The sequence below is a fragment of the Nonomuraea sp. NPDC001699 genome (genome assembly GCF_053596455.1).
Genome location: NZ_JBSFGF010000002.1, coordinates 365,693 through 382,682, shown reverse-complemented (window position 1 = coordinate 382,682; position 16,990 = coordinate 365,693). Strand labels below are relative to the sequence as shown.

The 16,990-nt window shown below is 72.9% G+C and carries 13 protein-coding genes, 1 other RNA gene and 2 pseudogenes; 12 read left to right on the top strand and 4 right to left on the bottom strand.

Going from position 1 to position 16,990, the window contains the following annotated elements; genetic code table 11:
- The first annotated feature begins 59 nt into the window (after window positions 1–59).
- The 3 genes and pseudogenes from ACWCSU_RS07285 to ACWCSU_RS07275 form a co-directional block, all read left to right on the top strand.
- Window positions 60–2,246: a SulP family inorganic anion transporter gene (locus tag ACWCSU_RS07285; protein WP_449934193.1), complete on the top strand. Its 2,187-nt coding sequence runs from the start codon at window positions 60–62 to the stop codon at window positions 2,244–2,246.
- A gap of 33 nt (window positions 2,247–2,279) precedes the next feature.
- Window positions 2,280–3,296, top strand: coding sequence for an NAD-dependent epimerase/dehydratase family protein (locus ACWCSU_RS07280; protein ID WP_357697899.1), 1,017 nt, complete (start codon window positions 2,280–2,282; stop codon window positions 3,294–3,296).
- Window positions 3,297–3,514: 218 nt separating this feature from the next.
- Window positions 3,515–3,838: pseudogene (locus ACWCSU_RS07275) on the top strand (DUF7144 family membrane protein); the annotation flags it as partial.
- An 83-nt stretch (window positions 3,839–3,921) separates the two neighbouring features.
- Here ACWCSU_RS07275 and rnpB read toward each other — a convergent pair.
- From rnpB to ACWCSU_RS07255, 4 genes are all read right to left on the bottom strand, one after another.
- An RNA gene (rnpB, locus tag ACWCSU_RS07270) (RNase P RNA component class A) lies at window positions 3,922–4,312 on the bottom strand.
- 144 nt (window positions 4,313–4,456) lie between these two features.
- Window positions 4,457–5,692, bottom strand: a complete 1,236-nt coding sequence (locus ACWCSU_RS07265; RefSeq protein WP_449934191.1) for a bifunctional RNase H/acid phosphatase — start codon at window positions 5,690–5,692, stop codon at window positions 4,457–4,459.
- The gene (locus tag ACWCSU_RS07260) at window positions 5,689–6,429 is read right to left on the bottom strand and encodes a zinc ribbon domain-containing protein (RefSeq protein WP_357697893.1); all 741 of its coding nucleotides are present in this window, start codon (window positions 6,427–6,429) and stop codon (window positions 5,689–5,691) included. The genes ACWCSU_RS07265 and ACWCSU_RS07260 overlap by 4 nt, the downstream gene beginning before the upstream one ends.
- 2 nt (window positions 6,430–6,431) lie before the next feature.
- On the bottom strand, window positions 6,432–7,232 hold the full coding sequence (locus ACWCSU_RS07255) for a Nif3-like dinuclear metal center hexameric protein (RefSeq protein ID WP_357697891.1): 801 nt from the start codon (window positions 7,230–7,232) through the stop codon (window positions 6,432–6,434).
- Window positions 7,233–7,349: 117 nt separating this feature from the next.
- Between ACWCSU_RS07255 and ACWCSU_RS07250 the strand changes: the two genes are divergently transcribed.
- The 9 genes and pseudogenes from ACWCSU_RS07250 (at window position 7,350) to ACWCSU_RS07210 (ending at window position 16,968) form a co-directional block, all read left to right on the top strand.
- Complete coding sequence (locus ACWCSU_RS07250; protein ID WP_449934188.1) at window positions 7,350–8,921, top strand: flavin-containing monooxygenase; 1,572 nt, start codon at window positions 7,350–7,352, stop codon at window positions 8,919–8,921.
- A gap of 10 nt (window positions 8,922–8,931) precedes the next feature.
- On the top strand, window positions 8,932–9,960 hold the full coding sequence (locus ACWCSU_RS07245; RefSeq protein ID WP_449934186.1) for a dipeptidase: 1,029 nt from the start codon (window positions 8,932–8,934) through the stop codon (window positions 9,958–9,960).
- Window positions 9,957–11,018: a M20 family metallopeptidase gene (locus ACWCSU_RS07240; protein WP_357697885.1), complete on the top strand. Its 1,062-nt coding sequence runs from the start codon at window positions 9,957–9,959 to the stop codon at window positions 11,016–11,018. Before ACWCSU_RS07245 ends, ACWCSU_RS07240 begins: the two co-directional genes overlap by 4 nt.
- Before the next feature lie 273 nt (window positions 11,019–11,291).
- Complete coding sequence (locus tag ACWCSU_RS07235; protein ID WP_397036584.1) at window positions 11,292–11,705, top strand: SSI family serine proteinase inhibitor; 414 nt, start codon at window positions 11,292–11,294, stop codon at window positions 11,703–11,705.
- Between the two features lie 18 nt (window positions 11,706–11,723).
- A complete protein-coding gene (locus ACWCSU_RS07230; protein WP_449934763.1) occupies window positions 11,724–12,587 on the top strand; it encodes a GNAT family N-acetyltransferase in 864 nt (287 codons plus the stop codon).
- A gap of 61 nt (window positions 12,588–12,648) precedes the next feature.
- Window positions 12,649–14,085, top strand: coding sequence for an Nramp family divalent metal transporter (locus ACWCSU_RS07225; RefSeq protein WP_449934183.1), 1,437 nt, complete (start codon window positions 12,649–12,651; stop codon window positions 14,083–14,085).
- A gap of 47 nt (window positions 14,086–14,132) precedes the next feature.
- Window positions 14,133–15,086 (top strand): annotated as a pseudogene (locus ACWCSU_RS07220) (zinc-binding dehydrogenase); the annotation flags it as partial.
- Window positions 15,087–15,098: 12 nt separating this feature from the next.
- On the top strand, window positions 15,099–15,992 hold the full coding sequence (locus tag ACWCSU_RS07215; protein ID WP_449934762.1) for an NADP-dependent oxidoreductase: 894 nt from the start codon (window positions 15,099–15,101) through the stop codon (window positions 15,990–15,992).
- Between the two features lie 16 nt (window positions 15,993–16,008).
- Window positions 16,009–16,968: a helix-turn-helix transcriptional regulator gene (locus ACWCSU_RS07210; RefSeq protein ID WP_449934181.1), complete on the top strand. Its 960-nt coding sequence runs from the start codon at window positions 16,009–16,011 to the stop codon at window positions 16,966–16,968.
- Window positions 16,969–16,990: the final 22 nt, after the last annotated feature.

Sequence of the window (16,990 nt, the reverse complement as noted above, 5' to 3'; positions counted from 1 at the left end):
AGTAAAACCCCCGCGACGACCCGCTAAAGCGGGGGTGGCGCACCACTAGGGTTTCCGACATGATCGGCGATACCCTCAGTAGCTGGTTGCGTACGCTACGGCATGATCTACCCGCTTCGCTCGTGGTCTTCCTCGTCGCAGTCCCGTTCTCCCTGGGCATCGCGACGGCCTCGGGCGCACCGCCGGCCGCCGGTCTCATCGCCGCCGTCGTGGGCGGGGTCGTGGCCGGCTCGCTGGGCGGATCGGCCGTCCAGGTGAGCGGGCCCGCGGCCGGGTTGTCCGTGGTGGTCGTCGAGCTGGTGCGCATTCACGGCTGGCGGGCCACGTGCATGATCACGCTGCTGGCAGGGGCCGTCCAGCTGGTGCTCGGCGTGGTCAAGGCGGCCAGGGTGGTGCCGGTCCTCTCCCCCGCGGTCGTCCGCGGCCTGCTGGCGGCGGTGGGCGTGATCCTCGCGCTCTCCCAGCTCCACGTGGTCCTCGGCGGGCAGCCCCAGCTCTCGGCCCTGGCCAACCTGGCCGACCTGCCCGGGCAGATCGCCGGCCTCCACGGGCACAAGGTCGCGCTGGGCCTGTTCACGATCGTGGTGCTCGCGTTGTGGACGCGGCTGCCCGAGCGGGTCAGGGCGGTGCCGGCGCCGCTGGTCGCGCTGCCGGCCGCGGCGGGCGTCGCCTGGCTGTCCGGCTGGGACGTCACCCGCGTCGACCTGGCCGGCAGCTTCTCCGGGTGGGGCTTCCCCGTGCTGCCGTCCGCCGACTGGCACACGATCGTGGGCGCGGTGCTGCTCGTGGCGATGCTGGGCAGCGTCGAGTCGCTGCTGGGCGCGACGTCCGCCGACGGAGGTCACCCCGGCCGTCGCGCCGACCTCGACCAGGAGCTGGCCGGACAGGGCGTGGCCAACATGGTGTCGGGGGCGCTGGGCGGCCTGCCGATCGCCGGTGGAATCGTGCGTACGGAGGCGAACGTGCGGGCCGGCGGGCGCACCCGGTCGTCGTCGATCCTGCACGGGGTGTGGGTGCTGGTGTTCGCGGTGGGGTTCGGCTGGACGGTCCGGCTGATCCCGCTGGAGGCGCTGGCGGCGCTGCTGGTGTTCACCGGCGTGCGGATGGCCGGCCTCGCGCGCCTCAGGAAGGGCCGCGGGCACGGCGAGGTGCCGGTCTACGTGGTGACGGTGGTGTCCGTGCTCGTGCTGGGCCTGGCCGAAGGGGTGCTGGCCGGGCTGGCGCTGGCCGGGCTGCTCGCGCTGCGCCGGCTGACCTGGGTGAACGTACGCAGGCGCGAGGAGCAGGACGGCCGCCTGCACGTGACGGTCACCGGCTCGCTGACGTTCCTCGGCGTGCCCAGGCTCACGCACGGGCTGCGGTCGATCGCCGCGGGCACGCCGGTCGACCTCGATCTCACCATCGACTTCATGGACAACGCGGCGTTCGAGGCCATCCACTCCTGGCGGCTGGACCACGAGCGGACGGGCGGCACGGTCGACCTCGACGAGCCGTACGACGAGTGGTACGCGCTGGCGGCCCGCGGGACCCGTACCGGCAGGTCCCCCGACCGGCGGTGGGTGCCGTGGACGCCGCGGACGCGTCCGGGACGCCGCACCATCCCCGACGACGGCGGCTCGACCCCGGCCACCTGCACCGAGGGGTCGCACGAACTCCACCACCGTGCGGCTGCGCCGGTGCGGCCGATCTTCACCGAGCTGGCGGGCAAGCAGCAGCCGACCCATCTGTTCATCACGTGCGCCGACTCCAGGATCGTGCCCAGCCTGATCACGGCGAGCGGCCCCGGCGACCTGTTCACCGTGCGCAACATCGGCAACCTGGTGCCGCGCCGCGGCTCCGAGCCGCACGACGACTCGGTCGTGGCCGCGATCGAGTACGCCACGCAGGTGCTCGGCGTGCGCACGATCACCGTGTGCGGGCATTCCGGATGCGGGGCGATGGCCGGGGTGCTCAGCGCCGGGGTGCAGGCGGGCAGCCTGCCGGGGCTGCGGCGCTGGCTGCGGCACGGGAACCACAGCCTGGCCAGGTTCATCGAGACCGAGGGCGACCGGCTGCACAACGGGGCCCTCGACGTGTTGTGCCGGGTGAACGTGCAGCAGCAGCTGGAGAACCTGCGGACCTACCGGAAGGTGGACGAGCAGGTCAGGGCGGGCAAGCTGGAGCTGGTGGGCCTGTACTTCGACATCGGGTCGGCGCGGGTGCACCTGGTGCCGCCGCTGCGGTCTTCGCTCTCCGTGAAGTTGTGAGCCCGCGTCCCGCCGGGCGCCGAAGATGGGTTCATGAATATTTTGCTCATCGGCGGCACAGGGTTCCTGGGGCGCGCCATCGCGGAGGAGGCGTTGGCTCGTGGCCATGAGGTCACGACGTTCAACAGGGGGCTGAGCGGCGACGACGTGCCGGGCGTCGAGACCGTGCGTGGCGACCGCGAGTCCGTCGCCGACCTGGAGCGGCTGACCGACGGGCGGTCGTGGGACTTCGTGGTGGACACGTCCGGGTATGTGCCGCGGGTGGTGGGCGAGTCGGTGCGGGCGCTGTCGGGCAGGGCGGCGACGTACGCGTTCATCTCCAGCGTCTCGGCCCTCGACGGGTTCCCGGCCAAGGCCGCCACCGAGGACACCGCCGGATGGCCGTGCGAGCCCGACGCCGGCCCCGACGACGGCGACTACGGCGTGCTGAAGGCCGGCTGCGAGCGGGCGGTCGAGCAGGGCTTCGACGGCAACGCGTTGATCATCCAGCCGGGGCTGATCCTCGGGCCGCACGAGAACGTGGCCCGGCTGCCCTGGTGGCTGACCCGTATCTCGCGGGGCGGCCGGGTGCTGGCGCCGGGCGATGCCGCCACGCCGATGCAGCTCGTCGACGCCCGCGACGTGGCGATCTTCACCCTCGACCAGGCCGAGCGGGGCGTCGCCGACCGGTTCGCGGTGACCGGCCCGGCGGGCAACACCACCTACGGCGAGTGGCTGGAGCTGTGCAGGCAGGTCACCGGGTCCGACGCGGAGCTCGTGTGGATGGACGCGGAGTTCCTGGTCGAGCAGGGGGCGGGCACGTTCGTGGAGCTGCCGCTGTGGGGCGGGCCGGCGTCCGAGGAGATCGACCACTTCTGGAGCGTGCCGACGGGCAAGGCCGAGGCGGCGGGGTTGCGGGCGCGTCCGGTCGCGGAGACCGTGCGTGACACGTGGGCGTGGTTGCGCGAGATCCCGGAGGAGCAGCGTTCCTACGGCCGCAGAACGGTCCACGGGATGGCCCCGGACAAGGAGGCCGGCATCCTCGCCGCTTGGGACGCCCGCTCCTCCTGACCCTCACGGCGAACCGTCCGGGCCCGGCGACGCGCCACCGTCGGCGGCCCGCCGGCCCCGGGCAGGCGGCCGGGGCCGGATGGGCGGGCGGGCCCGGATGAGGCTGAAGGGGCCTCGTTCCGGTGCCGAGAACCTCGTGACGTGGGAATACGCATACACCGCAAACCGGCGGGCAGGTGACCCACGGTGTACGTGAACTCACGGGGGAGGGTTCGACGATGACGTACCAGAGCAGGCCCGTCACGGGCTGGGTGGGCTGGGTGTGGTTCGCCGGCATGCTTATGATCATGTCCGGCGTGTTCAACATCATCACCGGCCTCTACGCGGTGATCAACAGCGGGCTGTTCGTCCGCACGCCATCCCGCCTGCTGTTCTTCAACATCGGCACCTGGGGCTGGATCCATCTGCTGTTCGGGATCGTCCTGCTCCTGACCGGTATCGCGGTGACCGTGGGGCAGACCTGGGCCCGCATCGTGGCGGTGGTCCTCGTCATGATCAACGCGATGACACAACTCACCTGGATCGCGGTCAACCCGTGGTGGTCGCTCGCGGTCATCGCGGTGGACGTGCTGGTGCTGTACGCACTGATCGTGCACGGCCGGGAGGCCCAGGAACTGGGAGGTGAGAGACGAGCCGGCCTGTAGGCCGGGTTCTGTCCTTCGCGAACGAAGGGGCGACCATCCATCTAGGGCCGCCGTTGCCGGCGGCCTCAAGCGGTCTACCCGCGCGGCTCGGGCGGGCAGCCCTCGAACGTCGCGCGCGGAACGCTCCGGAGAGCGTCCCTTCTTGACCTTGCTCCGGGTGGGGTTTACCTAGCCGCCCACGTCACCGTGGGCGCTGGTGGTCTCTTACACCACCCTTTCACCCTCACCCCCCACCGAGGCGGGGGGCGGTCTGCTTTCTGTGGCACTGTCCCGCGGGTTACCCCGGGTCGGCGTTACCGACCACCCTGCCCTGTGGAGCCCGGACCTTCCTCGGCGGGCCCGGAGGCCCGACGCGGCCGCCCGGCCGACTCGTCTTCAGGAAGATTATCAAACCTCAAGCCGTTCCCAACCGAGTCGCAAGATCGATTGGGTGGAATGGGCATGTCACCGCCTGAGGGGGGCGGAGGCAGCAGTGGCCGCGCCGGGATGTTCTGGCGGCTCCCGGCGCGGCCGCGCTCAACGCAGATGGGCCGTGTCGTTGAACGACTTCACCACGGCCGGGCCGTCGGCGTAGTACTCGATCAGCGACAGGCAGGCCAGGTCGAGGTGCATCCGGTAGAGCGCGCCCAAGGGCGCGGTCAGCGCTTCGCGCAGCAACATCTTGATCGGCGTCACATGGGAGACGGCGAGCACGGTCTTGCCCTCGTAGCGCTCCACCAGCCGCTCCCCCGCCGCCTGGACGCGACGGGCCGCCGTGGCGAAGCTCTCGCCACCGGGCGGCGCGGTGTCGGGACCGGCCAGCCACGCGGCCAGCTCGTCGGGCCACTGGCGCTGCACCTCGGTGAACGTGTGCCCCTCCCAGGCGCCGAAATCGGCTTCCCTGAGGTCTTCGTCCACCTCGACGTCGAGCCCGGTGCGCTGCGCCACGGCCTCGGCCGTCTGCCTGGCCCGCCTGAGCGGCGAGGAGACGATCACCTCCGGCCGGTACGGCTCCCGCGACAAACGTTCGGCGGCCGCCGCGGCCTGGGCCAGCCCGTTGGCGGTGAGCTCGGCGTCGCCGAGGCCGGAGAATCGGCGTTCGACCGACAGCGGTGTCTCGCCGTGCCTGAGCAGCAGCAACGAGGTGGCCACGCGGGTGGGCGGGGCCCAGCCGGTGCCCTTGGTGCGCTGCTGGGCGGCGGCCACGGAGGCCGTGGGGGCCGACAGCCCGGAGATCTCGCCCGCGTCGAGGAGGTCGGTCTGCTCGACCACCACCGGCGGCGTGCGGACCGCCGCGCCGGGCACGGGCACCGCCGGTGCGCCGGCGTCGTGGGTGCCGCCCGCCTTCCAGGTCAGGCCCTTGGCGGCGGCGTCCATGGCCTCGTTGGCCAGCCGGTCGGCGTGCTTGTTGTGCTCGCGCGGGATCCAGGTCCACTCGACCACCCGCAGCCGCCTGGCCAGCGCGCCGGCCTCCAGGGCGAGCGGGCGCAGGCCCTCGTTCTTGATCTTCCAGCGGCCGGCCATCTGCTCGATGACCAGCTTGGAGTCCATCCGCACGGCCACCTCGGAGCCCTCGCCACCCACCCCCAGCACGGTGGTCAGCCCGGCGATCAGCCCCCGGTACTCGGCCACGTTGTTGGTGGCGACGCCGATCGCCTCGGCGGCCTCGGCCACGACCTGGCCGTCGGCGGCGTCCCTGACGACCGCGCCGTAGCCGGCCGGGCCCGGGTTGCCACGCGAGCCGCCGTCGGCCTCGATGACGTACGACGTCACAGGCCGGACTCCGGGGTGCGGACCAGGATCCGCCGGCATTCCTCGCAGCGCAGCACCTCGTCGTGGGGGGCGGCCTTGATGGAGTTCATCTCGGCGATGGACAGGGCCACCTTGCAGCCCTGGCAACGGCCGCCGCGCAGCATGGCGGCGCCCACGACGTACTGGTCCTTGAGCTTGTCGTAGAGCTTCAGCAGGTCGGCGGGGATCTCGCCGGCGACGGCGGCGCGGCGGGCCTGGACCTCGCCCGCCTCCTTGTCGATCTCCTGCAGCGCGGCGTCGCGGCGGTCTTCGGCGGCGGCGCGGGTGGTGGCCACCTCGTCGCGCTGGGCGACCAGGTCGGTGGCCTTGCCGTCGGCCGCCTCCCTGCGCTCCATGATCTCCAGCACGATCTCCTCCAGGTCGCCCTGGCGCTTCTGCAACGAGGTGATCTCGGACTGCAGGCTCGCCAGGTCGCGGGGGGAGGTCACGGCGCCGGAGTCGAGGCGCTTCTGGTCGCGGTCGGCGCGGGTGCGCACGGCCTCGACGTCGGTCTCGGCCTTGGTCTGCTCGCGCGCGAGGTCGCCGGCCTCGGTCTCGGCCTCGATGACCTGGGTGACGAGCCTGGCCAGGCGCTTGGACTGCTCGTCGATCTCGGCCAGCTCAGGCAGGGTGCGCCGGCGGTGCGCCAGCCGGTCGATCACGGAGTCGAGCTCTGCCAGGTCGAGCAGTCGCTTCTGGGCCTCAGGGGCTGCTTTCATGATCAATATCCTCTTGTCCAAGCATCGGTGACCGTGGCGGAGACGCGCGTTTCAACGGTAACGCCACTGGAGCGCAGGATGGACGCCGCGCTGTCGAGCCAGGGCCACTCGGTGGCCCAGTGGGCGGCGTCGATCAGGGCGGGGCCGCCCGACTCGACGAACTCGCTGGCCGGATGGTGCCGCAGGTCGGCCGTGAGGAACACGTCGACGCCCGCGGCCCTGGCCGCGCCGAGCAGTGAGTCGCCCGCGCCGCCGCTGACCGCGACGCGTGTCACGGGGCGCGCCAGGTCGCCCGCCACGCGCAGGCCGCCGGAGGTGCGCGGCAGCCCCTTGGCGGCGCGCGCGGCGAACTCCCCCAGCGTCGACGGCTCGCGCAGCTCGCCGATGCGGCCCAGGCCGCGCCAGGGGTCGTCGGGGAAGGGCTGGAGCGGTACGAGGTCGCCGGTCAGGCCCACGGCCCTGGCCAGGGCGTCGGAGACGCCGGGATTGGCGGTGTCGGCGTTGGTGTGGGCGGTGTAGAGGGCGACGTCGTGCTTGATCAGCCGGTGGATCAGGCGGCCCTTGGGGGTCGTGGCGGCCACGCTCGTGGTGCCGCGCAGGTAGAGCGGGTGGTGGGTGACGATCAGGTCGGCGCCCCACTCAAGGGCCTCCTCGGCCACGACCGCGACCGGATCGACGGCGAACAGCACCTTGTGCACCCGTTCGGCAGGGTCGCCGCAGACCAGCCCCACCGCGTCCCACGACTCGGCCCGGGCGGGCGGGTAGGCCGCCTCGAGCACCTCGATCACCTCAGTCAGCGTCACAGCAGCCACCTGCGCAGACTACCGGCCCGTGGGAGGGCCGCGCGGGGCGTGGCGGAGGGTGTCGCCAGAACGCGGTTCGGCGTACTGTAAGTGGATCCTGACTTCGCGGAGGACGGCATGGCACCCAGCGTCGCGATCATCGGAGCGGGCTTCGGCGGCCTGTGCATGGCGATCCGGCTGCGGCGTGCCGGAATCGGCTCCTTCACGGTCTTCGAGAAGGCCGCGGACCTCGGCGGCACGTGGCGGGACAACAGCTATCCGGGGGCGGGCTGCGACATTCCATCGCATCTGTACTCGTACTCGTTCGAGAAGTACGCGAGCTGGACCCGTCGCTACCCGGCCCAACCCGAGATCCTCGGCTACCTAGAGCATTGCGCCGATAAATACGACGTCAGGCGAAAAATCCGCTTCGGGACGGAAGTGCGGCGGGCGGTCTTCGACGGCCGCCGCTGGCAGGTGACCAGCGCCCACGACGGCGTCGAACACACCGAGGCGTTCGACGTGGTCGTCATGAGCGTGGGCCAGCTCAACCGCCCCCACCTGCCCGAGATCCCCGGCATGTCCGACTTCGAGGGCGTCTCCTTCCACTCGGCCCGCTGGAACCACGACCACGACCTCACCGGCCGCCGCGTCGCCGTGATCGGCAGCGGCTCGTCGGCGGCCCAGCTCATCCCGACCGTCGCCGAGCGGGCCGCGCATCTCGACGTCTTCCAGCGCACGCCCAACTGGGTGATCCCCAAGCCGGATGCCACGTTCGGCCCGCTCGCCCGGCTGGCCTTCCACCACGTCCCCGGCCTCCAGCGGGCCTACCGCGAGTGGATCTACCGGTACGCCGAGGCCACGCTCTACCCCGCCCTGGCCGAGGGGTGGAGCGCCGGCCTGCTGAGGAAGCGCGCCCTGGCCCACCTGCGCGCCCAGGTCCCCGACCCCGTCCTGCGGGCGAAGCTGACGCCCGGCTATCCGCCCGGCTGCAAGCGCGTCGTCATCGACAGCGCCTTCTACCCGGCGCTGACCAGGCCGGACGTCGAGGTCGTGACCGACCCGATCGTCCGGATCGGGCCGAAGGGCGTGGAGACCACCGAGGGCCTGCGCGAGGCCGACACGATCGTGTACGCGACCGGCTTCCGCAGCACCGAGTTCCTGGCCCCGATCGAGGTCACCGGGCTCGGCGGGCGGTCGCTGGCCGAGCAGTGGCGCGACGGCGCGCACGCCTACCTCGGCATCTCGGTGCCGAACTTCCCCAGCATGTTCCTGCTCTACGGCCCGAACACGAACCTGGGCCACAACTCGATCATCTACATGATCGAGTGCCAGGTGGACCACGTCATGGCGTGCCTGCGGAGGGTGGCCGAGCAGGGGCCGATCGAGGTGCGTCCCGAGGCGATGGCCGCCTGGAGCCGGCAGCTCGACGCGGCCATGGCCCGCATGGTGTGGGGCGAGGGGTGCCGGAGCTGGTACAAGACGGCCGAGGGACGGGTCACGAACAACTGGCCCGGCTCGACGATGCTCTACCGGCGGCTCACCGGCAGGCCGCCGCGCGGGGCTTACCGGACCGTCGCGGAAGGGACGTCTTCGGCGTTGGAAGGCGCGGGGGACGGTCGAGGAGGGGCCGTCTTCGGTGTGGCGGACAAGATGGCGGGGGAAAATCGCGCTTCGGGTGCATTGGAGCAGGTCGGGCGCGCGCGGTAACGTCCTTCGCATGACGCTTCCCCTGCACCGGCGTGCCGTCGTGGCCGACACCCACAATGATCTCCTCATGGCGGTCTCCGCCCGGCCGCCCCAGCAGTGGGCCTCCTTCTTCCGCGAGCGGTGGCTGCCCCAGCTCGTCGAGGGCGGGGTCGACCTGCAGATCCTGCCGATCTTCATCGACGACCAGTACCGGCCCGAGGGCGCGCTGCGGCAGACGCTGCGCATGATCGAGTGCGCCCACGTGATCGCGGAGGGCAACCCCGACGCCGTACGGCTCTGCCTGGACGCCTCGGCGATCGACGCGGCGCTGGAAGAGGGCAGGATCGCCCTGGTGCTGGCGCTGGAGAGCATGCCGGGGCTCGACGAGAGCGTGGAGCTGATCTCGACCGTCCACCGGCTGGGCGTGCGGGTGGCCTCGATCGCCCACTTCGGGCGTACGCCGCTGGCCGACGGCAGCGCCGAGGACGCCACCGGCAGCGGCCTGACCAGCCGCGGCGTGGCCGCCCTGAGCGAGATGGAGCGCCTGGGCATGGTGTTCGACGTCTCACACCTCGGCGCGTCGGGCGTGGCCCACGTGCTGGAGCTGGCGACCAAGCCGGTGATGGCCACCCACTCCGCGGCCCGCGCCCTGCGCGACCACCACCGCAACCTCACCGACGACCAGCTCCGCGGGGTCGCCGCCACGGGCGGCGTGGTCTGCGTGAACTTCTACGCCCCCTTCCTGGCCGACCGCATGGAGGACATGACGCTCGACCGCCTGCTCGACCACATCGAGCACGTCGCGCAGGTGGCCGGGATCGACCACGTCGGCCTCGGCCCCGACTTCATCCGCGAGGTCATGGACGACCTGACGCCCCCGTGCTGCGAGGACCTGGAGCCCGATGGCCTCGACCCCAAGGCGTCGGTCCCCGGCCTGGAGGGGCCCGCCGGGCTGCCCATGGTGACCGAGGGGCTGCTCGCCCGCGGCCTGCCGGAGAAGGACGTCACCAAGATCATCGGCGGCAACGTCCACCGGTTCCTCGGAGAGCGGCTGGCATGATCGAGGATCTGGAGGAGCTCGTCCTGTGCGAGTCGTTCTCGCGCGACCTGGAGGCCGTGGCCCGCAGCGCCGAGGTCGTGGCCGCGATGGGAGCCCGTCACCTGGGGGCGAAGCCGGAGTTCCTGGTCATCGACGGCGTCACCCATCTGCGCTGGACGTTCGGCACGCCCCGGGTGCTGCTGCTCGGCCACCACGACACCGTCTGGCCGATCGGCACGCTGGCGACCCACCCGTGGTCGGTCGTGGACGGGGTGGCGCGCGGGCCGGGCGTGTTCGACATGAAGGCCGGGCTGGTGCAGACGTTCCACGCGCTCGCCGGGCTCGACTCCCTCGACGGCGTCACGCTGCTGGTCACCGGCGACGAGGAGCTGGGCTCGATCACGTCCGCGCCGCTGATCACGGACACCGCGCGCGGGCTGGCCGCCACGTTCGTCATGGAGGCCAGCGCGGACGGCGGCGCGCTGAAGACGTCCCGCAAGGGCACGTCGATGTATACGTTGCGGGTGCGCGGCAAGGCGGCGCACGCCGGGCTGGAGCCGGAGAAGGGCGCGAACGCGGGCGTCGAGCTGGCGCACCAGATCCTGGCCATCGCCGCGCTCGGGGCCGGTGACACCACGGTCACCCCGACCGTGCTGCGCGGCGGGACCACGCTCAACACCGTCCCGGCCGAGGCGACCGTGGGGGTCGACGTGCGGGCGAGCACGGTGGCCGAGCAGCTGCGGGTGGACGCGGCGATGCGGGAGCTGGTCCCGGCGGTGCCCGGCACGCGGCTGGAGGTCGAAGGGGGCCCCAACCGGCCGCCGCTCGAAGCCGCGATGTCGGCCTCGCTCTACGCCCTGGCGCAGGACCTGGCCGAGCGGCTGGACGTGGGCCCGCTGCCCTCCGCCGCGGTGGGCGGCGCCTCCGACGGGAACTTCACCGCGGGGGCGGGCTGCCCGACGCTCGACGGGCTGGGCGCGGTGGGCGGCGGCGCGCACGCCGACCACGAGCACGTGGTGGTGGCCGAGATGCCACGCCGCACCGCCCTCCTCCGCTCCCTCATCGAGGCGGTGCGCTGAAGGAGCGAGGCGGCGCACCCAGGTGCGCCCAGGTGCATGAGGCTGTGCACCCAGATGCGCCAAGGTGCGTGAGGCTGGGCGCCCAGGCGCGCCGGGAAGCCGGGCCCGCGTCATGGCCTCGCGCCGGACGGACGGGTCCGGCCTCGGGGCCGGGGTGATCATCGGGGACAGCATTCTGTCACTCCTTCACCAGTGGTATCGACACGGTGACTCCCTGTAGTCATGTGACGTGCGCCGCCACTCTCGGGGCGCACGTTGACCAGGGAGGTTCCCATGACATTCATGCTGACCGCCGCTCGCCGGACGGCCGCCCTAACCCTTTGCGCGGCCGCCGCGCTCGCCGTCCCGTTCGGGGCGAGCCCGGCGGGCGCCGCCGCCGCCGACGAGCCGGGCGTGCTGCTGTTCATCACCGTCACGCCCAGCAACGGCGGCGGCGCGTACTCGATGCGGCTCACCTGCGACCCCGACGGCGGCACGCACCCGCGCCCCCGGACGGCCTGCGCGGAGCTGCACGAGGTCGACGGCGTGATCAAGGACCTCAACGTCGACCCGGGCGCCTGCCCGCGCAACTACGCACCGGTCGACGTCCACGTCAGAGGCCACTGGTACGGCCGCACGACGTCCTACGACAGAAAGTTCGAGAACGACTGCGTCATGGAGCGCACGCTCGGGGCGCTCGTGAAGTGAGCCCCGGCCGTGCCTGACATGCCCGTCCGCGACCCGCGGGCGGGCATGTCGCCGTCCGGCGGGCATAGTGGGGGCATGACGAGCCGGGAGGAGGCCGCCGCGGCGGCGGCCAAGAGTGGTGTGGTGATCCGCGAGTTGCACGAGATCGGCGAGTTCTCGCAGGTCTTCCGGCTTTTCGAGCAGATCTGGCGGCCCGACCCGGGCAACGCGCCGGTCAGCGTCGAGATGATGATCGGGTTCGCGCACGCCGGGAACTACGTGACCGGGGCCTACGAGGGCGACGTGCTGGTGGGGGCGTCGGTGGGCTTCCGCGCGGCGGGCGGCGCGCTGCACTCCCACGTGACGGGCGCGTCGATCGGGCGGGGCATCGGCTACGCGCTCAAGCTGCACCAGCGGGCGTGGTGCCTGGAACAGGGCCTGGAGCGCGTCACCTGGACGTTCGACCCGCTCGTCCGCCGCAACGCCCGCTTCAACCTGGTCAAGCTGGGCGCCCGCCCCGAGGAGTACCTGCGCGACTTCTACGGCGTGATGGCCGACGCGATCAACGAGGGCGACTCCTCCGACCGCCTGCTGGCGGTGTGGCCGCTGGACGAGCGGCCGATCGAGCCACGGGTCGAACCCGCCGAGGGCCGCCCCCGGCTGCTGGAGGAGGGCGGCGACGGCCCGCTCGTCCGGGCGGCGGACACGGACACGGACACGGACGCCGACGTCGTGCTGGTGGGCACGCCGCGCGACGTCGAACGGCTGCGCGGGCAGGACCCGGCGGCGGCCAGGGCCTGGCGGGCGGCGATGCGCGAGGTGCTCGGCGGCCTCATGGAGTCCGGCGGACGGGTGGTGGGGCTCACCGACCACGGGGACTACGTGGTGGCCCTGACCGGATAGTTCACCGGCGTAAGAGATCTGCGTAAGGTGACGGTACGGGAAGCCGAACAAGGAGATCCGCATGACGGACTTCACCCCCACCGTCCCGGCGCGAATCCTGCCGTCCGTCACCGTCCGCGACCTGCCCGACCCTCCCCGCTCGACCTGGCGCGTCATCGGCCCCGGGCTGGTCGGGGCGGGGGTGGGACTGGCGTCGGGCGAGTTCATCATCTGGCCCTACATCGCCTCCCAGGTGGGGCTGGTGTTCGTCTGGGGCGCCGCGGTCGGCATCCTCACCCAGTGGTTCCTGAACATGGAGATCGAGCGGTACACGCTGGCCACCGGCGAGACCGCGCTGACCGGGTTCAGCCGGATGTGGAAGCACTGGGGCCTGGTCTTCGTCGTGATGACGCTGGCCTCGAACCTCTGGCCGGGCTGGGTGACCACGTCGGCCACGATGGTGACGTACCTGACCGGGTCCGGCGCGGGCGGCGTGCGGTGGATCGCGATCGGCATGCTCGTCGTGATCGCGCTGGGCCTGACGCTGGCGCCGGTGATCTACACGGCCCTCGAACGGGTGATCTTCGTGAAGATCGCCCTGGTGGCCACGCTGGCCGTGGTCGCGATCCTGTTCGCCGTCAACGCCGACAGCTGGGTCGAGCTGGGCAAGGGGCTCACCGTCAGCGCGCGTTTCCCCGCAGAGGAGCTCGGGATCGCCGTGCTGATGGGCGCCGTCGCCTACGCCGGCGCGGGCGGCGGCCAGAACCTGTGCCAGAGCAACTGGATCCGCGACAAGGGCTTCGGCATGGGTTCGTACGTCCCGCGCCTGGTCAGCCCGGTCACCGGCGAGGAGGAGGCGGCCGCCTCGACCGGCTTCCAGTTCCCGCCGACCGAGGGCAACCTGGCGCGCTGGCGCCGGTGGTGGCGCTTCGCCAACGCCGAGCAGGGCGCCACGTTCGCACTGGTGTCGTTCCTGACGATCGCGCTGATGTCGATGCTGGCCTACTCGACCGTCTTCGGCCGGCCGGAGGTGGCGGGCAAGAACGACATCGGCTTCCTGAAGGTCGAGGGCGAGGTGCTGCAGGGCGCGGTCGGCACGTGGTTCGGGGTGCTGTTCTGGGTGATCGGCGCGCTGGCCCTGTTCGCCTCGGCGATGGGCATCGTCGACTACACCTCGCGGCTGGCCTCGGACACGATCAAGACGGTCTACCTGCGCGACCGGCCCGTCTCGGTGAACCGGGTCTACTTCGTCACCGTCTGGGCGATGACGCTGGTCGGGATCGCGATCCTGCTGCTCGGGTTCGACCAGCCGCTGATCCTGCTGGTGTTCTCGGCGTGCTTCGCGGCGGTGATGATGTTCGTCTACTCGATCCTGCTGATCGTGCTGAACCGGCGGTCGCTGCCGGAGGCGATCAGGGTCAGGTCGTACCGGCTGGGGGCGCTGGTCTGGTCGGTGGCGTTCTTCGGGACGCTGACCGTCCTGGTGGTCGTCCAGCAGGTGCAGAAGCTGACCGGGTGAGCGCCGGGGTTGACCTCAAGTTCGCTTGAGGTAGGACACTCGGCGGCATGGATGTTGTCGAGGTGACGAAGTTCGGTGGTCCCGAGGTGCTCCGGGTGCGGCGGGTGGACGATCCCGTCGCGGGGCCGGGGCAGGTGGTGGTCGGCGTCTCGGTGGCCGACGTGATGTCGCTGGACGCCCAGTTGCGCGCCGGATGGGGACAGGAGTGGTTCCCCAACCGGCCGCCGTTCGTGCCGGGGACCGGGGTGGCCGGGCGGGTGCTGTCGGTGGGCGAGGGGGTGGACCCCGCCTGGACGGGACGGCGGGTCGCGGCCCTGGTGCCGGGCGGGTACGCCGAGCGGGTCGTGACCGGAGTGGACACGCTCGTGCCGGTGCCCGACGAGGTCAGCTCGTGGCTGGCGGCGGCGTTGCTCCAGGTCGGCCCGGCGGCGATCAGCCTGGTGACGGCGGCGGAGCTGAAGCCGGGGGCGCGGGTGCTGGTCACGGGGGCCGGCGGGGCGCTGGGCCTGCCGATCGTCCGGCTCGCGCGGGCCGCCGGCGCCCGGGTGACGGCCGCCGCCCACGGCCCGGCCAAGCGGGCGGCGGCGCTGGCGGCGGGCGCGGCCGAGGCGGTCGACTACCCCGCCCTGACCGCCACCGGCTTCCGGACAGCCGAAGCGAGCGGGGACGCGGTGGGGGCGTTCGACGTGGTCTTCGACGGGGTCGGGGGGCGGGTGGGGGCCGAGGCGTTCGCGTTGCTCGGGCCCGGCGGGGTGTTCTTCGCGTACGGGGTGCCGAGCGGCTCGACGGCGCTGGTGGACCCCGCCGAGGCGGCGCGGCGCGGCGTGCGGCTGGTCGGCATGGAACAGGTGCAGTTCGCCCCCGAGGAGTTCCGTCGCCTGGCCGGGCAGGCGCTGGGCATGGCGGCCACCGGCGAGCTGACGACCGTCGTCGGCCTGGCCGTGCCGCTCGACCGCGCCCACGAGGCGCACGCCGCCCTGGAGGCCCGCGAACTGGTCGGGAAGGCGGTGTTGCTGGTCACCGCCCAGGCCGTGCGCTACCACGAGCACGGCGGCCCCGAGGTGCTGGCGCTGGAGGAGGTGCCGCTGCCCAGGCCGGGCGCCGGGCAGGTACGCGTGGCGGTCCGGGCGGCCGGGGTGAACGCCCTGGACTGGAAGCTGCGCACCGGCTTCGGGGGCACGCCCCCCGACGGCCCGCAGGGCACCGGGATCGAGCTGGCCGGAACGGTCGACGCGCTCGGCCCGGGGGTGACCGGCCTGGAGGTGGGCCAGGCGGTGTTCGGCCAGGTCGCGTCGGGGGCGGCGGCCACGTACGCGCTGGCCGAGGCCGCCGCGCTGCGTCCCAAGCCGGAGCACCTGTCGTACGCGGAGGCCGCCGCGCTGCCCGTCGCCCTGGAGACCGCCCACCGCACGCTGGAGGAGCTGGGCCTGCGCGCGGGCGAGACGCTGCTCGTCCACGCGGTCGCGGGCGGCGTCGGCCTGGCCGCCGCGCAGCTCGCGCTGGCCCGGGGCGCCCACGTGGTCGGCACCGCGAGCGAACGCCACCACGCCTTCCTGCGCGAGCTCGGCGTCGTCCCGGTCACCTACGGGGACGGGCTGGAGCAGCGCCTGCCCGGCCCGGTGGACCGGGTGCTGGACGCCTCAGGACGCGGCGAGGTCGGGCTGTCGGTCGGGCTCACCGGCGACCCGGACAAGGTGCTCACCATCGCCGACCCGGCGGGCGCGGCCGAGCACGGCGTGCGCTTCTCCACGGGCAAGGGCGGGACGTTCCCGGTGGACGTGCTGCCGCGCGTCCCGGTCGCGGAGGTGTTCCCGCTGGAGCGGGCGGCCGACGCCCATCGGCGCAGCCAGGACGGCCACTTCCTCGGCAAGCTCGTCCTGGACGCGGAAGCCTCCTTGCCGCGATAGCGGGCACACTGGGCCCATGCTGGAAACCTCCGCCCGCCTGCTCAAGCTGCTGTCGCTGCTCCAGGCGCATCGCGAATGGACGGGCCCGGAGCTGGCCACCCGGCTGCGGGTCTCGACCAGGACGATCCGCAACGACGTCGAGCGCCTGCGCTCGCTGGGCTACCCCGTGCACGCCACGCCCGGGACGGCCGGCGGGTACCGGCTCGGCGCCGGGGCGGCGCTGCCTCCGCTGCTGCTGGACGACGAGGAGGCCGTGGCGGTCGCGGTGGGCCTCGGCCGGGCGGCGGGCGGCGGCGTGGAGGGCATCGAGGAGACCTCGGTGCGGGCGCTGGCCAAGCTGGAGCAGGTCCTGCCCGCCCGGTTGCGGCGCCGGGTGAACACCCTCAACGCCTACACCGTGCAGGTCCCCGCCTCGGGGGCGGCGCCCGTCCGGCCGGAGGTGCTGACCGCGATCGCGAACGCCGCCCGCGACCACGAGCGGCTGCGCTTCGACTACACCGGGCACGACGGCTCGCCGGCGGTCCGGGACGTGGAGCCGTACCGGCTGGTCCACCGGCGGGGGCGGTGGTATCTGGTGGGCTTCGACGTCGAGCGGGACGACTGGCGCACGTTCCGGGTCGACCGCCTGCTGCCCCGGACGCCGACCGGCCCCCGGTTCACGCCCCGGGAACTGCCCGGCGACGGCGACCTGGCCGCGTACGTCGAGCAGGGCGTCAGCACGGCGATGTGGCGCCACCGCGCGACGGTGCTGCTGCACGCGCCCGCCGAGCACGTCGTGGCGCTGCGGCCCGGCCTGGCGGTCGAGCCGGCCGGCGAGCACGCGTGCCTGCTGGAACTCGGCGGCGACGACCTCACCGGGATGGCGGCGTGGATCGGCTTCCTCGGCGTCGACTTCGAGGTGCTCGACCCGCCGGAGCTGGCCGAGACGGTCCTCGGCCTGTCGGAGCGCTACCGGCGGGCGGTCAGCGGACGGTAGGAGCCCGGTCAGCGGACGGCGG